Raw genomic sequence first — 17,580 nt, 5'->3', positions numbered from 1 at the left:
CTCTCCCATGGCGTCGCTCGTCTTCTCCACCGCCGGCGGCCTGCTCGGCGGCGCCCTGTTCGGCCCCCTCGGGGCGATCGCCGGGCGGCTCGCCGGCGCCCTGGTCGGCGGCGCTCTCGATCGGGCGCTCGTCGGCGACGGCGCCGAGCGCACCCGCGAGGGACCGCGCCTCGCCGATCTCGACGTGATGGCGTCGACCGAAGGAGCCCCGATCCCGCGCGTCTACGGCCGCGCCCGCCTGGCCGGCCAGGTGATCTGGGCGACCCCGATCGAGGAGGTGGCGACCACCACGACGACGCCCGAGGAGGGCGGCGGCAAGGGCATGGGCGGTGGCGGCGGCGGCACCACGACCACCACCTACAGCTACTTCGCCAATCTCGCCGTGGGGGTGTGCGCCGGGCCGATCGGCCGCATCGGCCGCATCTGGGCGGACGGCGCGCCGCTCGATCTCGCCGGCCTCGCGGTCCGCCTCTACCGGGGCGACGAGGCGCAGGCCGCCGATCCGCTGATCGTGGCCAAGCAGGGCGCCGCCGGCGCGCCGGCCTATCGCGGTCTCGCCTATGTGGTGTTCGAGCGGCTGCCGCTCGCCCGCTTCGGCAATCGCATCCCGCAGCTCGCCTTCGAGGTGGTGCGGCCGGTCGGAGCGCTGGAGCGGATGGTGCGCGCCGTCACCCTGATCCCGGGCTCCACCGAGTTCGGCTATGCGCCGGATGCGATGGTGCGCCAGATCGAGCACGGCCAGTGGGGCGCCGAGAACCGGCACGTCGCGACCGCGGCCTCCGACGTGGAGGCGGCGCTCGACGATCTCCAGGCGGTGTGCCCGAACGTCGCCCGCGTCGCCGTGGTGGTCTCCTGGTTCGGCACCGACCTGCGGGCCGGCGTCTGCGAGGTCCGGCCGGCGGTCGATTCCGCCATCAAGCGCACCCATCCGGCCGCCTGGTCGGTGGCGGGCCTGACGCGCGCCGCCGCGCCCCGCGTCTCCGAGATCGACGGCCGCCCGGCCTATGGCGGCACGCCGTCGGACGCGAGCGTGCGCGCGCTGATCGCCGAGCTGAAGGCGCGCGGTCTCGCCGTCACGCTCTACCCGTTCGTGATGATGGACCTGCCGCCCGGCAACGGCCGTCCCGATCCGTGGACCGGCGCGGCCTCGCAGCCGGCCTATCCGTGGCGCGGCCGCATCACCTGCGATCCGGCGCCGGGACGGCCCGGCTCGCCGGACGGCACCGCGGCGGCGGCCGCCCAGGTCGACGCCTTTTTCGGGGCCGGCGCGCCGGGCGCCTGGCGCTATCGCCGCATGGTGCTGCACTACGCCCAGCTCGCGCTGGCCGCCGGCGGCGTCGATGCCTTCGTGATCGGCTCGGAGCTGATCGGCCTCACCCGGGTGCGCAGCGCGTCCGGCGTCTATCCGGCCGTCACGGCGCTGGCGGCGCTCGCCGCCGAGGTGAAGGCGATCCTCGGCGCCGGCACCCGCATCACCTACGCGGCCGACTGGACCGAGTACGGCGCCCACGTGGTCGATGCTGCGGCCCGCGAGGTGCGCTTTCCGCTCGATCCGCTGTGGGCGTCGCCCGCCATCGATGCCATCGGCATCGACTGGTACGCGCCGCTCGCCGACTGGCGCGACACCGCCGACCATCTGGACCGCGGGCTCGCCGAGGCTATCCACGATCGTGCGTACCTCGCCCGCCATCTCCACGCCGGCGAAGCCTTCGACTGGTTCTACGCAAACGCCGCCGCCCGTGCGGCTCAGCTCCGCACCCCGATCACCGACGGGCTCGGCAAGCCGTGGATGTTCCGCCAAAAGGACATCTGGAGCTTCTGGGCGGGCCCGCACCACGAGCGGGTGGGTGGCGTCGAGCTGGCGACCGCGACGCCGTGGGTGCCGCGATCGAAGCCGATCTGGCTGACCGAGGTCGGCTGCCCGGCGGTCGACAAGGGCGCCAACCAGCCGAGCATCTTTCCCGATGAGAAGTCGTCGGAAGGCGGCCGGCCGTGGTTCTCCAGCGGGCGCCGCGACGACCTGATGCAGCGCCGCTTTCTCGAAGCGGTGCTGACCCGCCTCGATCCCGCGCTCGGCGCCGTCGAGGCCGACAACCCGATGTCGCCGCTCTATGGCGGCCGCATGATCGATCCGGCGGCCATCCATCTGTGGACCTGGGATGCGCGGCCCTGGCCAGTGTTCCCGGCCGCCGCCGACATCTGGAGCGACGCCGCCAACTGGGAGACCGGGCACTGGCTCTGCGGCCGGCTCGGCGGTGCTCCGCTCGATGGCCTCGTCGCCGCGATGCTCGCCGATGCCGGCGTCGCCGGCTGCGACAGCGGCCGGCTCGGCGAGGGGCCCGACGGCTATGTGATCGACCGGCCGATGACGGTGCGGGCCGCGCTGGAGCCGCTCGCCGCCGCCTATGCGTTCGACGCCGTCGCCGAGGGCGCCACCCTGGCGTTCCGGCACCGCGGCGGCGCGCCGGTGGCGGAGCTGTCGGAGGACGATCTGGTGCTGCCCGAGCGCGGCGCCCCCGTCCGCCTGGTGCGGGCGCAGGAGACCGAGCTGCCGCACGCGGTGTCGCTCGGCTTCACCGATGGCGCCGCCGATTATCGTCGCGCCGCCGTGCAGTCGCGCCGCCTGGTCGGCGGGGCCGCCCGGGTGCTGCACGCCGATCTCGCCGCCGTCGTCGAGCGGGCCGAGGCGGAGCGCCGGGCCGAGATCCGGCTCCAGGATCTGTGGGCCGGCCGCGAGCGGGCGAGCTTCGCGCTGCCGCCGTCGCGGCTGGCGCTGATGCCGGGCGACGTCGTCGCCCTGACGGTCGCGGGCCGCCGCCGCCTCGTCGAGATCGGCGAGCTCGTCGACGGCGCGGCGCGGGCCGTGACGGCGCGATCGATCGATCCGGAGGTGTTCGCCCTGCCGCTGCGGCCGCGGCCGCGCGAGGCCCCGCCGATGCCCGATCCGGTCGGGCCGGCCGCCGTCACGGTGCTCGACCTGCCGGGTCTGCCGGCCGACACCGCGCCGGTGCTGGCCCGCATCGCGGTCGTCGCCTCGCCGTGGCCGCGCGCCATGGCGGTATGGCGCTCCTTCGACGGCGAGACCTTCGAGCGCGTCGCGGTGATCCCGGCGCCGGCCCTGATGGGCGAGACGCTGGACCCGGTGCCGGCCGGCCCCACCGGCCGGCTCGATCGCCGTACCGCCTTCCGGGTCCGCCTCGCCGGCGGGATGCTCGCGGCGGTCTCCGACGCGGCGCTGCTCGGCGGCGCCAACGCGGCGGTGCTGCAAGGCGCGGACGGCCGTTGCGAGGTGATCCAGTTCGCCGCCGCCGAGCTGGTGGACACGCGGACCTGGCGGCTGTCGCGGCTTCTGCGTGGCCAGGCCGGCACCGAGCACGCGGTCACGGCATCGCTGCCGGCGGGCGCCGGCTTCGTGATGCTGGACGCGGCCGTCACGGCGGTCGCCCAGAGCATCGATCTGCTCGGTCGTCCAATGACGCTGCGGGTGGTGGCGGCCGATCGCCACCACGGCGATCCGAGCGCCGTCACGGTGGATCTGACGGCGCAGCCGACCGCGCTGCGGCCGCTCTCGCCCGTGCATCTGCGGGCGCGGCGGAGCGTCGCCGGTGTGCACCTCGCGTGGGTTCGCCGCACCCGTCGCGACGGCGACTCGTGGGAGGCCGCCGAGGTGCCGCTCGGTGAGGAGCGCGAAGCCTACCGGATCGACGTCCTGGCCGGCGCCGCGGTGCGGCGCACCCTGGCGACGGACACCCCCGCGGTTCTCTACCCGGCCGCCGACGAGATCGCCGACTTCGGTGCCCCGCAGGCGAGCCTGACGGTGCGTGTCGCCCAGCTCTCGGCGACGGTCGGCGCCGGCGTCCCCACCACCGCGACCCTCGCGGTGTGACCCTCCCTCGTTCCTGGATCACCCGATGACCGACACGCCCCATCTCGGCCTGCCGACGCTCGCGGCCGCGCAGGCCCAGAAGCACGTCACCCACAACGAGGCCCTGCACCGGCTCGATGCGCTGGTGATGCTGGCGGTCGCCGACCGCGACCTCGCCGCGCCGCCGGCCGCACCCGCCGAGGGCGACCGCTATCTCGTCCCGACCGGGGCCGCCGGCGGCTTCGCCGGCCGGGCCGGGCAGATCGCCCATTACGTCGATGGCGGCTGGGACTTCTACGCGCCGCGGCCCGGCTGGCTGTGCTGGGTGGCCGACGAGGGCGTTCTGCTCGCCTGGACCGGCGCGGCGTGGCGCCCGGTGGTGGAGACCGGGCTGACCGGCGCGGCGCTCCAGAATCTCGGCATGCTCGGGGTCGGCACCACCGCGGATGCCGGCAATCCGTTCGCCGTGAAGCTGAACAATGCCTTGTGGGCCGCGCGCGGCGTCGGCGAGGGCGGCGACGGCTCGCTGCGCTACAAGCTCAACAAGGAGAGCGCGGCCGGGACGCTGTCGCTGCTGATGCAGACCGCGTGGTCGGGCCGCGCCGAGATCGGGCTCGCGGGTGATGATGACTTGCGGTTCAAGGTGTCGCCGGACGGCGCCGCCTGGTTCGACGCCCTCCGCATCGACCGCGCCTCCGGCCGGGTCTTCTTCCCGGCGACCGGCGGGCCGCGCGAGGTGCTGACCGCCGACCGCGAGTACTTCGTGCGCACCGACGGGTCCGACACCAACGTCGGTGCCCTCAACTCGCCGGGCGGCGCCTTCCGCACCTTCCAGTGCGCCGTCGACGTGGTGCGCGAGACCCTCGATCTCGCCGGCCGCGCCGTCACCATCCGGGCCGGCAATGCCGGCGTGTTCGGCGGCGTCACCGTCAGGGGGCCGCTGGTCGGCGCCCGCGGGCCGGACGCGCTCGCGCTGATCGGCGACACCACCGACCCCACCCGGGTGGTGATGCAGACAGCCGACGCCACCTCGGTGATGCGCGGCGAGGACGGCGCCCAGTTCACGGCGAGCGGCTTCAAGCTGACGTCGATGGCGGGCGTGCTGATCGACGCCGCGCGCTTCAGCAGCGTGATGGTGCAGGGCCCAATGGACTTCGGCGCGACCGGCCCGGCGGGCGATCACCTCTTCGCCCGCCGCATGAGCTATCTCGGCATCAGCGGCGCCTACACGATCTCGGGCGGCGGCCGGAACCACTACCGCGCGGCCAACAATTCGATCGTCTCGGCGCAGTCCGTCACCGTGACGGCGATCGGCACCCCGGCATTCTCCCAGGCCGTCATCGGGCTGACCGCGATTGCCGAGCTGATCCTGACGCCGGCGACCTTCGCGGGCAGCATCAACGGGCCGCAATACATCATCGACGCCAACAGCGTGCTGATCGCGCCCGGCACTGTGCTGCCCGGCAGCAGCCCCGGCGCGCTCGCGACCGGCGGCCAGATCGCTTGATCGCCGTCGCGGTCCGACCGCCGCGCGCGCCGTCCGTCCTCCACCTGCGGAGATCCCCATGGCCACGCACACCTACGACGAAGCGCTGCGCCGCCTGCTCGTCCATGAAGGCGGCTACACGAACCATCCCTCCGATCCGGGCGGGCCGACCAAGCACGGCATCACCATCCACGACTATCGCCGCTTCATCGATCCCGGCGGCACCGCGGCCGACGTGCGGGTCATGACGGTGGATCAGGCCAAGGCGATCTACCGGGCGCGCTACTGGGACGCGCTGCGCTGCGACGACCTGCCGGCCGGCGTCGATTACGCGGTGTTCGACTACGGGGTGAACTCCGGCATCGGCCGCGCGGGGCGCGTTCTGCGCCGGCTGCTCGGCCTGCCGGACCGCGAGCATGCCGTCACTACTGCGGTGATCGCGGCGGTGGCGCGGCGCGATCCCGCCGCCCTGGTCACGGCGATCTGCGACGAGCGTCTCACCTTCCTGCGGCGGCTGAAGACCTGGCCGGTGTTCGGCCGCGGCTGGGGTCGACGGGTGGCCGAGGTGCGGGCCACGGCGCTCAGGATGGCGTCCGGGCGGAGTGCTCCGCCGCGGCGGCCCATCACCGGGGCGGCGGCGGCCGGCGGGATGGTGGCAGCGGCGGGTGCCGCTGCGGGCGCCGGCGCCGGGGCCGGCGGATGGCTCGCCGATGCGCCGCCCTGGGCGCTCGCCGGGCTGGCGGTCGCGCTCGTGCTGGTCGCCGTGGCGATCGGGGTGGCGCTGCATTGGCGTCGGCGCGGCCGGCCGGCGGTCGCCGGGGTACCCGCCGCGGCGCCTGGAATCGACGGCTGAGAACGGGAGGAGTGGCATGGACTGGCGCGATCTCGGCGGAGCCCTGGTGAAGGCGGGGGCACCGATCATCGGCACCGCCCTCGGCGGGCCGCTCGGCGGGCTGATCGGGCAGGCGATCGGCGGCGTGGTGGCGGAGGCGCTCGGCGTCGAGCCGACCCCCGCGGCGGTCGACACGGCGTTGCGCACCACCCCGGCACCGGCCCTGGAGGAGCGGCTTGCGGCGGCGGACGACGCCGTGCAGGCGCGGTGGCCGGCGCTCGCCGCCATCGTCCGGGCGGAGGCCGAGGCGCAGGCTGCCGCGGTCGCCGCCACCAACGCCACCATGCGGGCCGAGCAGGCGGCCGGCGATGTGGTGCAGCGGTGGTGGCGACCGCTCTACGCCTTCGAGCTGACCCTCGAATGCGCGGCCTTCTGGCTCGTGCTGATCGGGGCGCTGGCCCGCGGCGACGTCGCCCCGCTCAACGCGGCCATCAATGCCACCGGCCTGCTGACGCTCTACTGGGGCGCCCGCTTCGCCGTGCTCGGCGTGTATGTCAACGGCCGCTCGCGCGAAAAGCAGGCGCTGCTCACCGGCGAGCCGGTGCCCACCGTGATCGAGCGGGTGGCGCGCACCGTGCAGCGCCGCCGCTGAGCTCGACCGCCTCGCGGCCCGCCCGCCGCCGGGCCACCGCGATGCCGTTCACGGCCTTGTGTCCATCCGGGATCGTCTCCATTGCGGACGACGGTGCCCTACCTTCATCCTCCCGATAGGGTGGAGCGACGCGGCCCCCACCGTAATGTTGACGCGGATCGGGCGCAGACCGGCTCCGGCGAGTCCCCGGCCGGAGAGGCAGACATGACGCGGCGACCAGTATGACGCGGCAGACAATCCCGGTGGCGTTCGGCATCGTGCTCGCAGTGGTGGGGGTGGGACTAAGCCCCGCCGGTGCCGCCGATCCGGTGGGAGCCGCCGATCCGGAGGCGCGCACCCAGGCGGCCGCCACGCCGGGGGCTGCGACGCCGGCCAGCGGGGCGGAGGCGATGGTCGGCTCGCCCGGCCTGCGCTGCCTCAGCCGCGCCGAGCAGCGCACCCGCAGCGCCGCCAACACGGTGGTGCCGCTCGCCAAGGCGGCCGAGGCCGTCAAGGCGCGGCGCGGCGAGCTCCTGCGGGCGCGCCTGTGCGAGCAGAACGGCCGGCTGGTCTACATCCTCACGGTGCTGCCGCGCGGCGGCAAGCTGGTGCGGGCGACCGTCGATGCCGGCACCGGGACGCTCGTCTCGGCCAAATGACGGCGGGCCCCGATGACGAGCACGCGGCGGTGACCCGAGAAGCCATGACGCGAGCCGGATCACCGTCGAGCCATGAACCGCCGAACCCGCGACTGAACCCGGACCGGCCGCCCGGCCACCAAGACCCGGCCACCAAGATTTGGACAGGTGCGTCCCGTCGTCCTAAAAATGCATCAGACGCCCGCCGGGTCGCGGGCTGTGGCGCCGATCCTGCGGCGGAACGCCGAACCGGCTGACAGACGCCGAACGGACAGACACGACCATGCGGCTCCTCGTCGTCGAGGACGATCCCGACCTCAACCGCCAGCTCGTCACCGCGCTGACCGACGCGGGTTACGCGGTCGACCGCGCCGCCGACGGCGAGGAGGGCCACTATCTCGGCGAGACCGAGCCGTACGACGCCATCATCCTCGATATCGGCCTGCCCAAGATGGACGGCCTCTCGGTGCTGGAGTCGTGGCGGCGCTCCGGCCGCACCATGCCGGTGCTGATGCTGACCGCCCGTGACCGCTGGAGCGACAAGGTGCAGGCGTTCGACGCCGGCGCCGACGACTACGTCGCCAAGCCGTTCCATCTGGAGGAGGTGCTGGCCCGCATCCGGGCGCTGCTGCGCCGCTCGGTCGGCCATGCCAAGTCCGAGTTCCTGTGCGGGCCGGTGCGGCTCGACTCGCGGACCGGGCGGGTGACCGTCGATGGTGATCCGGTCAAGCTCACCTCTCACGAGTACCGGCTGCTCTCCTACCTGATGCACCACACCGGCCGGGTGGTCTCCCGCACCGAGCTGGTCGAGCATCTGTACGACCAGGACTTCGACCGCGACTCCAACACCATCGAGGTGTTCGTCGGGCGCATCCGCCGGAAGCTCGGGGTCGACGTCATCCAGACGGTGCGCGGCCTCGGCTACCTGCTGGCCCCGCCCGGCGAGACCCGCTGACCCCCATGCGCGCCAACTCGCTCGCGCTGCGGCTGTTCCTCTCCGCCACCGCATGGACCGTGGTGATCCTGCTGGCGACCGGCATCAGCCTGTCGTCGCTGTACCGGCAGGCGGTGGAGCGCTCCTTCGACCGCCGGCTCGGCGTCTATCTGCGCACCCTGGTGGCCGAGGTCGCGGCCCCGGAGGAGGGGAACGAGCGCGGCCCACTGTGGCTCGGCGAGCCGCTGTTCGAGCTGCCGCTGTCCGGCTGGTACTGGCAGATCTCGCGGCTCGGCGCCCCGAAGCCGGAGACCCGCTCGTCGCGCTCGCTGTGGGACTCGACGCTGCCGCATCTGGCCGACCAGGCGATCGTGCCGGGGCCGGACGGTAGCCGCCGCGCCTATGTGGGCGGCCCCGAGGAGCAGCGCCTGCGGCTGGTCGAGCGCACCGTCGATCTCGGCGAGGAGGGGCGGTTCCTGGTATCGGTCGCCGGCGACCCGCAGGAGATCGACGAGGAGACCCGCTCGTTCGACAAGGCGCTCGGCATCACCTTCGTGATGCTAGCCGCCGTGCTGCTGCTGATCACCATGTTCCAGGTGCGCTTCGGCCTGGCGCCGCTCAAGCGCATTTCGGAGAGCCTGGCGGCGATCCGGGCCGGTCGCAGCGAGCGCCTCGAAGGCGACTTCCCGCACGAGATCGCGCCGCTCGCCCGCGAGACCAACGCGCTGCTGGAAGCCAACCGCGAGATCGTCGAGCGCGCCCGCACCCATGTGGGCAATCTCGCGCACGCGCTGAAGACACCGCTCTCGGTGATGGTCAACGAGGCGGCCGGCCGCGACGACCCCTTCGCCCGCAAGGTGCGCGAGCAGGCCGCCATCATGCGCGATCAGGTCACCCGCCATCTGGAGCGCGCCCGCCTCTCGGCCCGCCTCACCGTGGTCGGCACCGTCACCGAGGTGCGGCCGGTGGTCACCGCGCTCGCCCGCACCATGGAGAAGCTGCACCACGACCGCGGCCTCGTCATCGATGCCGAGGTGCCCGACACGCTGCGCTTCGTCGGCGAGCGGCAGGACCTCGAGGAGATGGTCGGCAACCTGGTCGACAACGCCTGCAAATGGGCGGAGGGGCGGGTCTCGATCGAGGTGAGGCCGGCGCCGCCGCCCGGCCCGCGCGCCCGCGCGGGCCTGCTGATCGTGGTCGACGACGACGGGCCGGGCTTGTCGGAGGACGAGCGCGAGCAGGTCGCCCGTCGGGGCCGGCGGCTCGACGAGTCCAAGCCGGGCTCCGGTCTCGGCCTCTCCATCGTCACCGAGCTGGCCGGGCTCTACGGCGGCAAGCTGACACTCTCCAACGCGCCGATCGGTGGCCTGCGGGCCGAGCTGGTGCTGCCGGCCGGGTAGGGGGCCGGCGCGCCGCGCCGTCGCTGGACGAGCGCATCGGCCGCAGGATCGGCCCATTTTCGGCCTATTTGTCGGGGCACAGGAGATGTGGGGCGCTGCGCCCGGATCGGGCGCGCGCGGAGGAGCGGGGAATCCATGACACCGTTGTCGAAGGTGGCCGCGTCGGCCGCCCTGGTGGTCGCGTTGGGGCTGGCGGGGTGTGCCGGCGATCCCTACGGAGCGGGACCGCGGGAGAACACCGGGACCATGCTGGGGGCGCTCGGCGGCGCCGCCCTCGGGGCCGCCGTCACCGGAGGCGGGGCCGGCTCGAAGATCGCCGGCGGCATCGCGGGCGCCGCCATCGGCGGCCTGATCGGCAACCGCATCGGCGCCGCGCTCGACGACGAGGACCGTCGCCGCGCCTACGAGGCCCAGATGGCGGCCCTGGAGACCGGGCGCTCCGGCGCCCCGGTGAGCTGGCGCAATCCCGATTCGGGCCGCTACGGCACCATCGTGCCGGGCCCGGCCTACGACCAGGGCGGGATGAACTGCCGCCAATTCACCCACACGATCTATATCGACGGCCGGCCGCAGACCGCCCGCGGCACCGCCTGCCGCAACCCGGACGGGTCGTGGACCCCGGTCGGGTGATCCGGGTCGGCTGATCGCGACCCTCCTGCCGGCGCGGCGAGCCCGCTCCGGCAGCGCTTAACAGGTTCTTCAGACCGCGCTTCTATACCCGAGCCAGGACAGTCCGTTCGGCAAGGTGCGTGGATGGCGGGCGAGGAGCAAGCCTCCGAGAAGTTGCGTGCGTATCTCCGGGCTCTCTCGCCCCAAGCCCGCGCCATGCTGATGGCCGAGGTGGAGCGGGGCTTGCAGAACGGCCACGACCACTTGCCCGCTCCGGACCTGCTGCTGACCCATCTGCGCGAGGTGCTGCGCGACGAGGACCCGGTGCCGGATCGCACCGGCAGCCCGGCGCGCCTGTTCTTCGCCCCGGTCGAGCCGTTCATCGTCGACGACGAGCCGGAGATCGCCCACGAGGGGCGGCTGCCGCGCGCCGCCCTCGGCCCGATGTGGGAGTGGATCACCGGCGACATCGCGCCCGACGAGGCCAAGACCTACCTGGCCGAGGTGTCCCGCCATCTCGCCGCCAAGGATGCCGGCCGGGCCGAGCAGGCCGCACGCGCCTTCCAGGACCAGGTGGTGCGTCGTCTCGACGAGGCCCTTCAGGCCGCTGGCCGCGACGACAAGGCGCGCCGCCGGATCGCCTTTCGGGTCGGCACCCCGCGGGCCGAGGACGATGTCCGGGAGGTTCACGGCATCCTGCGTCACCGCGACGCCATCGCCACCATCGGCGGCCGGCTGCCGTCGCGCATCCGCTCGTTCTCGGGCGATCAGCTCGACCAGATCGTCGCCGCGCTGGACGGCGCCCAGGCGCGGAGCAAGGAGCTGTTCCGCTTCGCCCTGGTGCTGACGATGAACCGCGTCGGGGCGCCCTGGCAGCTCGTCCGGGTGGCGGTGCGGGCGGTGCAGTCCGACAAGGCCGATCGCATCGCCGAGAGCCCCTATGGGCTGGCGCTCACCATGGTGCTGGCCGACACCGAGCGCATGGTGCGCGATCTCGTGCGCGAGTTCCGGCGCGGCCACATGGACCGTGCCATCGAGCGCCTCAAGGAGATCCACGAGGCGGTGCGCGGCCTGCGCAGCGAGGTCAACATGGTGTCGGGCTCCGGGCCGGCGCGCCAGCTCGCCGCCGTGCGGGCCGGGGTGGCGGACACCTTCAAGTCCGAGCTGGAGACCATTCCGGGCCGGGTCCGCCGGGTCATCCGCATCGTGCCCGGGAAGCATCTTCCGCGCGGCGCCACTGTCGACCAGGGCGAGGTGAGCGAGATCGAGGACCTGCTTCGCTTTCTCTCGGCCTGCAAGAACTCCGCGAGCGAACTCGCCCTCAACGAGATTACCCTGCGGGTGCTGTCCGAGCTGCAAACTCAGCTCGACAACGGCTCGCGCGCCATCCTGGACGTGCTGCGTGCCTGCGATGCGGCCGAGCTGCCGTACCGTCAGGCCCAGATGGATGCCGCCACGCGCTTCTGCGCCAAGATCCTCGGCGAGGACTACGCCGTGCTGCTGGGACGGGCCGCCGAGGTGGCGGTCGACAGCGAGCGCAAGGCCAAGACGGCGAAAGCCTGAGCGGCTTCCGGCCGCCGCAAGCCCGCCCCGGGCCGGCGTTCCTGGCGCACGATCATCGTCCGCCGGACCTGCTTGCGTCCTCGCGGCTCGGCCTCCCTCCTGCGTCCTCCCTCTACGTTCTCCCCTTTGCGTCCTCCCCCCTGGGTTCTCGCGACGGCTGGTCTCCCGCCGTCGTCGCCCGCCCCGTCGAGCCTCCCCGCCGTCTCCTCCTGCCGCCTTCTGCCTCCTCCTTTGCCTCCTCCGTCTCGCGCCGCGCCCGGCTCCGCCCGGACCCTGATGCCGCTCGCTCGCCGGGTCCCCGGTCGGCGTTCCGTCATCCCCCATTTTCGCCGCCTTCCCGCCCTATCGGGCGGCGCCCACCGCGGCCGGTCTGTTTGACATTTCCCAAGGTTGCGACCGGGCTCGTCATGGTCAATGACGACACCACCGGCTAGGGTCCCGCCATGACGTTTCCGTTCCTGCTCGCGTTGATGACCACGGTTGCGCTCGGTGCGGCGCTGTGGCCGCTGCTGCGGCGCCCGGCGCCGCCGCGCGCCGGCGACGACGTGGCGGTCTATCGCGACCAGCTCGACGAGATCGAGCGCGACCTCGCGGCCGGCGTGCTGGCGCCGGCCGAGGCCGAGGCGGCCCGCGTCGAGGTGTCGCGTCGGCTGATCGCCGCCGCCGAGGCGGCCCCGTCAGACAGCGCAGCCCCGCCGCGCGCCGCGCCGCTCGTCCGCCGGGTCGCCGCCGCCGTGCTGGTGGCGCTGCCGCTCGCCGGCCTCGGCTACTATCTCGCCACCGGCTCGCCCGAACTGCCCGGCCAGCCGTTGGCCGAGCGGCTCGCCCGGCTCCAGGCCGGGCAGGGGTCGGCCACCGACGAGAACGCCGCGATGGCGGCGATGATCCCGCGGGTGGAGGCGCATCTGCGCAGCAACCCCGACGATGGCCGCGGCTGGGCCGTGCTGGCCCCCGCCTACATGCGGCTGGAGCGCTTCGACGACGCCGCCAAGGCATACCGCAACACCATCCGGCTCCTGGGCGAGACCGGCGACCGCGTCGCCGATCTCGGCGAGGCGCTGGTCGGTCAGGCGGGCGGCACCGTGACGGCTGCCGCCAAGCAGCAGTTCGAGCGCGCCCTGGTGCTCGACCGCGAGCACGTCTCCGCCGCCTACTATCTCGGCCTCGCCGCCAGGCAGGAGGGCCGGCCCGACGAGGCGCGGCGGATCTGGCAGGCGCTGTTGGATCGTGCCCCGGCCGACGCGCCGTGGACCGGCTTCGTCCGCACCGCGCTCGCCGGCCTCGACGGCGCCGAGGAGGACGTGCCGCGCGCCCTGACCGACGAGCAGCGCGCCATGGTGCGCGGCATGATCGATCAGCTCGCCGCCAAGCTGCGCCAGAACGGCGGCGACGTCGACGGCTGGCTGCGGCTGGTGCGCGCCCATATGGTGATGCGCGAGCCCGACAAGGCCCGCGCCGCCCTCGCCGAGGCCCGCAAGGCGCTGGCCGATGCGCCCGACAAGCTGGTCCGTCTCGATGCCGAGGTGCGGTCCTTGCGCATCGAACCAGCCGCCCCCGCCGCACCGGCCGGTCCGCGGGTCGCGGCGCCCGCGGGCGCCCCCGCCGGCCTCGCCTTACCGGCGCTGCCGGGTGGCACGCCCGCCACCGCCTCGGCCGACCCGTCCGCCGACCACGATGCCGGCATGCGTGGCCTGGTGGCGCGGCTCGCCGACCGCCTCGCCGCCGACGGCTCCGACGTCGAAGGCTGGATTCGGCTGGTGCGCAGCCACGTCGCACTCGGCGACCGCGAGCGGGCGACCGCCGCCGTGGTCGATGCCCGCCGGGCGCTGGCCGGCGCGGCCGACAAGCTCGCCCGGCTCGACACCGTCGTGAAGGAGCTGGGATTGCCTCTTGGATCGTCTGGAGACGCTCGATGACCCGTAAGCAGCGCCGCGTCGCTCTCCTGGCCGGCGGCCTCGCCGTGCTCGCGGTCGCGGTCGGCCTGGTGCTCACCGCGCTCAACGACACCATCGTGTTCTTCAACTCGCCGACCGACGTGGTGGAGAAGAAGGTGCAGGCCGGCACGCGGCTGCGGATCGGCGGGCTCGTGGCGCCCGGCTCGGTGGAGCGCGGCGACAATCTCGCGGTCCGTTTCCAGGTGACCGATGGGGCCAACACCATCGCGGTGGCGTATCGCGGCATCCTGCCCGACCTGTTCCGCGAGGGGCAGGGCGTGATCGCCGAGGGCGTGCTCGACGGCACCGGCGTGAAGGCCGACAGCGTGCTCGCCAAGCACGACGAGAAGTACATGCCGCGCGAGGTGGCCGACGCCCTCAAGAAGCAAGGGCACTGGCAGAGCGACTACGACAAGAAGGCATCGGAGGGCGGCGCTTCGCCCTCGTCCGCCGGCAGCGCCGCGGCGCCGCCGGCCCGTGCGGGAGCGACGCCATGATCGCCGAGCTCGGCCACTATGCCCTGGTGCTGGCGCTGGTGCTCGCGGTGGCGCAGGCGACCGTGCCGCTCCTCGGCCTGCGCAGCGGCGACCCGGCTCTGCTCGGCGTCGCCAAGCCGGCCGCGCTGGTGCAGTTCGCCTTCGTGACGCTGTCCTTCGCGGCGCTCACCGCCTGCTACGTCCAGTCCGACTTCTCGGTCCTCAACGTCGCCGAGAACTCCCACTCGACGATGCCGCTGATCTACAAGGTCACCAGCGTGTGGGGCAACCACGAGGGCTCGATGCTCCTGTGGGTGCTGATCCTGGCACTGTTCGGCGCGCTGCTGGCGCTCCTCGGCCGCAACGTGCCGGCGGCGCTGCACGCCGCCGTGCTGTCGATGCAGGCGATCATCGCCATCGCGTTCTATCTCTTCATCCTGCTCACCTCGAACCCGTTCGCGCGGCTGGCGCAGGCGCCCGTCGAAGGGCGCGATCTCAATCCGCTGTTGCAGGACATCGGCCTCGCCATCCATCCGCCGCTGCTCTATGTCGGCTATGTCGGCTTCTCGGTGTCGTTCTCGTTCGCGGCGGCGGCGCTGCTGACCGGCCGCATCGATGCCGCCTGGGCCCGCTGGGTGCGGCCGTGGACGCTGATCGCCTGGATCTTCCTCACCCTCGGGATCTCGATGGGCTCGTACTGGGCCTATTACGAGCTCGGCTGGGGCGGCTGGTGGTTCTGGGACCCGGTCGAGAACGCCTCGCTGATGCCGTGGCTGGCCGGCACCGCGCTTCTGCACTCCGCCCTGGTGATGGAGAAGCGCGAGGCCCTGAAGGTGTGGACCATCCTGCTCGCTATCCTCACCTTCTCGCTGTCGCTGATCGGCACCTTCCTGGTCCGCTCGGGCGTGCTCACCTCGGTGCACTCCTTCGCCACCGATCCGGCTCGCGGCGTCTTCATCCTGATGATCCTGGTGCTGTTCATCGGCGGCAGCCTGACGCTGTTCGCCTGGCGGGCCCCGATGCTGCGCCAGGGCGGCCTGTTCGCGCCGGTGTCGCGTGAAGGCTCGCTGGTGTTCAACAACCTGTTCCTCACCACCGCCTGCGCCACGGTGTTCGTCGGGACGCTCTATCCGCTGGCCCTGGAGGCGCTGACCGGCGCCAAGATCTCGGTCGGCGCGCCGTTCTTCAACATGACGTTCGGGCCGCTGATGGTGCCGCTCTTGATCGCGGTGCCGTTCGGGCCGCTGCTCGCCTGGAAGCGCGGTGATCTGCTCGGCGTCGCCCAGCGGCTGCTCACGGCGCTGGCGGCCGCCGTGCTGGCGATGGCGGTGACCTTCGCGCTCCAGGGCCGGCCGGTGCTGGCGCCGCTCGGCATCGGGCTCGCGGTGTTCGTCATCGTCGGTGCCGCGATCGACATCGTCGAGCGCATCGGCCTGTTCCGGCTGCCGGTCGCGATCGCGTGGCGGCGTGCCGTCGGGCTGCCGCGCTCGGCCTGGGGCACCGCGGTGGCCCATGCGGGGCTCGGCGTCATGCTGCTCGGCGTCGTCGGCGAGTCGCAGTGGAACATCGAGCGCATCACCGCCATGAAGACCGGCGACGTGGCGACCGTCGGCCGCTACGAGATCGTCTTCGACGGGCTCGACCAGCGCCAGGGATCGAACTATCGCGAGCTGCTGGTGCGCTTCACGGTGCGGGAGGGCGGCGTACCGATCGCCACGCTCACGCCGTCCAAGCGCGCCTTCACCAGCCGCGAGATGTCGACCACCGAGGCGGCGCTGATGCGCCACGGCGTCGGCCAGCTCTACGTGTCGCTCGGCGATCTCGAGCCGGACGGCCGGGTGGCGGTGCGCGCCTACGACAAGCCGCTGGTGCTGCTGATCTGGATCGGCACGCTGGTGATGTCGGTGGGCGGCGGCCTGTCTCTGTCCGACCGCCGGCTTCGTGTCGGTGCGCCGCGGCCCTCCAAGGCCCGGCTCGCAGCCCAGCCGGCGGAGTGAGACCGTGATGCGGACGCTGTCGCTCGTCGTCGTCGCCGTTCTCATGCTCGGCCTGACCGCTCCAGCCGTGGCCGTGCAGCCCGACGAGATGCTGCCCGACCCGACGATGGAGCAGCGCGCCCGCGATCTCTCGCAGCATCTGCGCTGCCTGGTCTGCCAGAACCAGTCGATCGACGATTCCGACGCGGGCCTCGCGCGCGACCTGCGCCTGCTGGTGCGCGAGCGCCTCAAGGAGGGTGACAGCGACTCCGAGGTGATCGACTTTCTGGTGAAGCGCTACGGCGAGTTCGTGCTGCTGAAGCCGCGCTTCTCCTGGCACACCGCGCTGCTGTGGGCGGCGCCCGCCGCGGTGCTGCTGGCCGGCGTCGCCGGCCTGGTGGTGGCGTTGCGCCGCCGGCGCGCCGGCGCGCCCGTGACCGTCACCGCGGCGCCGCCGCTCTCCGACGAGGAGAAGCGCAAGCTCGCCGAGCTGACGAAAGGGTAGGGCGGGCGTATCGTCCGCTTGCCGCACGAACCGGCAAGCACGAGCGTTCCGACGTCGGATGTGTGCCGGACCAGCCGGATCGCGGCCGACCGCCACTCCAAGCAGAGACTGCGCCGCGAGGATGCCCTGATCAGGATGGTCGCCGGCCGCCACACCGGCCGTGCGAACGCCGCGACGGCACGGTTGCGTGCCCACCGCCACGCGGTTCATCATCGATGAGGATTGAGAGGGGAGGCGTCGCGGAGAAGCATTCGGCCGTCCGAAAGGGAGCCGCATGGGCCGATTGATCCGCCTCACCCAGCTTCTCGCCGCAGCCTCGCTCGGCGGGATGGTGGCGGTCGTCACCGTCGACGTGTTCTTCCGCTACGCCTTCAATCGGCCGATCGCCGCCGGCATCGAGCTGGTCGAGCTCGCCATCGTGGGCACCATCTTCATGGCGCTGCCCGGGGCCTCGGCGCGGCGCATCCACGTATCGATCGACTATCTCGACGACGTGCTGCCGGCCGGCGCCGTCGCGGTGCTCGACCGCCTGGCAAACGGCGCGGTCGCGGCCGGCCTCGTCTGTCTCGTCTGGCATCTCGTGATTCATGGTCTGCGACTCGCCGAGCGCGGCGAGACCAGCGCGACGCTCCAGTTCTCCGCCGCGCTTCCGGTCTTCCTGATGGCGGCGGCACTGCTGGCGACCGCGATCGTTCATCTCTGCCTCGCCCTTCTCCCCCGCTCACCCTGAC

The 17,580-nt window shown here is 73.2% G+C and carries 14 protein-coding genes; all 14 read left to right on the top strand.

Features of this window, described 5'->3' with window-relative positions:
- Positions 1 to 7: 7 nt before the first annotated feature.
- Positions 8 to 3,886 carry a glycoside hydrolase/phage tail family protein gene (locus ACFQUV_RS22630; RefSeq protein WP_129611192.1) on the top strand — a complete coding sequence of 1,293 codons (3,879 nt, stop codon included), beginning with the start codon at positions 8 to 10 and terminating at the stop codon, positions 3,884 to 3,886.
- A 25-nt stretch (positions 3,887 to 3,911) separates the two neighbouring features.
- Entirely contained in the window at positions 3,912 to 5,372 is a 1,461-nt protein-coding gene (locus ACFQUV_RS22625; protein WP_129611193.1) for a DUF2793 domain-containing protein, read from the top strand.
- Positions 5,373 to 5,430: 58 nt separating this feature from the next.
- On the top strand, positions 5,431 to 6,204 hold the full coding sequence (locus ACFQUV_RS22620; protein WP_129611194.1) for a glycoside hydrolase family 108 protein: 774 nt from the start codon (positions 5,431 to 5,433) through the stop codon (positions 6,202 to 6,204).
- Between the two features lie 16 nt (positions 6,205 to 6,220).
- On the top strand, positions 6,221 to 6,835 hold the full coding sequence (locus ACFQUV_RS22615; protein WP_129611195.1) for a 3TM-type holin: 615 nt from the start codon (positions 6,221 to 6,223) through the stop codon (positions 6,833 to 6,835).
- 221 nt (positions 6,836 to 7,056) lie between these two features.
- A complete protein-coding gene (locus tag ACFQUV_RS22610) occupies positions 7,057 to 7,473 on the top strand; it encodes a PepSY domain-containing protein (RefSeq protein WP_129611196.1) in 417 nt (138 codons plus the stop codon).
- Between the two features lie 262 nt (positions 7,474 to 7,735).
- The gene (locus ACFQUV_RS22605) at positions 7,736 to 8,407 is read left to right on the top strand and encodes a response regulator transcription factor (RefSeq protein WP_111386741.1); all 672 of its coding nucleotides are present in this window, start codon (positions 7,736 to 7,738) and stop codon (positions 8,405 to 8,407) included.
- Between the two features lie 5 nt (positions 8,408 to 8,412).
- Positions 8,413 to 9,786, top strand: a complete 1,374-nt coding sequence (locus ACFQUV_RS22600) for a sensor histidine kinase (protein WP_129611197.1) — start codon at positions 8,413 to 8,415, stop codon at positions 9,784 to 9,786.
- 135 nt (positions 9,787 to 9,921) lie between these two features.
- Positions 9,922 to 10,416: an RT0821/Lpp0805 family surface protein gene (locus ACFQUV_RS22595; protein WP_207211586.1), complete on the top strand. Its 495-nt coding sequence runs from the start codon at positions 9,922 to 9,924 to the stop codon at positions 10,414 to 10,416.
- Positions 10,417 to 10,539: 123 nt separating this feature from the next.
- Positions 10,540 to 11,958 carry a hypothetical protein gene (locus ACFQUV_RS22590; protein ID WP_129611198.1) on the top strand — a complete coding sequence of 473 codons (1,419 nt, stop codon included), beginning with the start codon at positions 10,540 to 10,542 and terminating at the stop codon, positions 11,956 to 11,958.
- A gap of 443 nt (positions 11,959 to 12,401) precedes the next feature.
- Positions 12,402 to 13,874 carry a c-type cytochrome biogenesis protein CcmI gene (gene ccmI / locus ACFQUV_RS22585; RefSeq protein ID WP_129611199.1) on the top strand — a complete coding sequence of 491 codons (1,473 nt, stop codon included), beginning with the start codon at positions 12,402 to 12,404 and terminating at the stop codon, positions 13,872 to 13,874.
- Positions 13,871 to 14,389: a cytochrome c maturation protein CcmE gene (gene ccmE / locus ACFQUV_RS22580; RefSeq protein WP_111383290.1), complete on the top strand. Its 519-nt coding sequence runs from the start codon at positions 13,871 to 13,873 to the stop codon at positions 14,387 to 14,389. The genes ccmI and ccmE overlap by 4 nt, the downstream gene beginning before the upstream one ends.
- Complete coding sequence (locus tag ACFQUV_RS22575) at positions 14,386 to 16,365, top strand: heme lyase CcmF/NrfE family subunit (RefSeq protein ID WP_129611200.1); 1,980 nt, start codon at positions 14,386 to 14,388, stop codon at positions 16,363 to 16,365. Before ccmE ends, ACFQUV_RS22575 begins: the two co-directional genes overlap by 4 nt.
- A 7-nt stretch (positions 16,366 to 16,372) precedes the next feature.
- Positions 16,373 to 16,849, top strand: a complete 477-nt coding sequence (locus tag ACFQUV_RS22570; protein ID WP_129611201.1) for a cytochrome c-type biogenesis protein — start codon at positions 16,373 to 16,375, stop codon at positions 16,847 to 16,849.
- A 274-nt stretch (positions 16,850 to 17,123) separates the two neighbouring features.
- The gene (locus ACFQUV_RS22565) at positions 17,124 to 17,579 is read left to right on the top strand and encodes a TRAP transporter small permease (RefSeq protein ID WP_129611202.1); all 456 of its coding nucleotides are present in this window, start codon (positions 17,124 to 17,126) and stop codon (positions 17,577 to 17,579) included.
- The last annotated feature ends 1 nt before the right edge of the window (position 17,580 follow it).

The organism is Rhodoplanes sp. P11, assembly GCF_964266735.1.
GTDB classification, from domain to species: Bacteria; Pseudomonadota; Alphaproteobacteria; order Rhizobiales; family Xanthobacteraceae; genus Rhodoplanes; species Rhodoplanes serenus.
The sequence above is the reverse complement of the archived record's forward strand: the minus strand, read 5'-3'. Positions and strand labels throughout refer to the sequence as shown.

Excerpts from the sequence above, each read along its gene's own strand:
- ACFQUV_RS22630 (WP_129611192.1), top strand. The coding sequence starts at position 8 with ATGGCGTCGCTCGTCTTCTCCACCGCCGGCGGCCTGCTCGGCGGCGCC.
- ACFQUV_RS22625 (WP_129611193.1), top strand. The coding sequence starts at position 3,912 with ATGACCGACACGCCCCATCTCGGCCTGCCGACGCTCGCGGCCGCGCAG.
- ACFQUV_RS22620 (WP_129611194.1), top strand. The coding sequence starts at position 5,431 with ATGGCCACGCACACCTACGACGAAGCGCTGCGCCGCCTGCTCGTCCAT.
- ACFQUV_RS22615 (WP_129611195.1), top strand. The coding sequence starts at position 6,221 with ATGGACTGGCGCGATCTCGGCGGAGCCCTGGTGAAGGCGGGGGCACCG.
- ACFQUV_RS22610 (WP_129611196.1), top strand. The coding sequence starts at position 7,057 with ATGACGCGGCAGACAATCCCGGTGGCGTTCGGCATCGTGCTCGCAGTG.
- ACFQUV_RS22605 (WP_111386741.1), top strand. The coding sequence starts at position 7,736 with ATGCGGCTCCTCGTCGTCGAGGACGATCCCGACCTCAACCGCCAGCTC.
- ACFQUV_RS22600 (WP_129611197.1), top strand. The coding sequence starts at position 8,413 with ATGCGCGCCAACTCGCTCGCGCTGCGGCTGTTCCTCTCCGCCACCGCA.
- ACFQUV_RS22595 (WP_207211586.1), top strand. The coding sequence starts at position 9,922 with ATGACACCGTTGTCGAAGGTGGCCGCGTCGGCCGCCCTGGTGGTCGCG.
- ACFQUV_RS22590 (WP_129611198.1), top strand. The coding sequence starts at position 10,540 with ATGGCGGGCGAGGAGCAAGCCTCCGAGAAGTTGCGTGCGTATCTCCGG.
- ccmI (WP_129611199.1), top strand. The coding sequence starts at position 12,402 with ATGACGTTTCCGTTCCTGCTCGCGTTGATGACCACGGTTGCGCTCGGT.
- ccmE (WP_111383290.1), top strand. The coding sequence starts at position 13,871 with ATGACCCGTAAGCAGCGCCGCGTCGCTCTCCTGGCCGGCGGCCTCGCC.
- ACFQUV_RS22575 (WP_129611200.1), top strand. The coding sequence starts at position 14,386 with ATGATCGCCGAGCTCGGCCACTATGCCCTGGTGCTGGCGCTGGTGCTC.
- ACFQUV_RS22570 (WP_129611201.1), top strand. The coding sequence starts at position 16,373 with ATGCGGACGCTGTCGCTCGTCGTCGTCGCCGTTCTCATGCTCGGCCTG.
- ACFQUV_RS22565 (WP_129611202.1), top strand. The coding sequence starts at position 17,124 with ATGGGCCGATTGATCCGCCTCACCCAGCTTCTCGCCGCAGCCTCGCTC.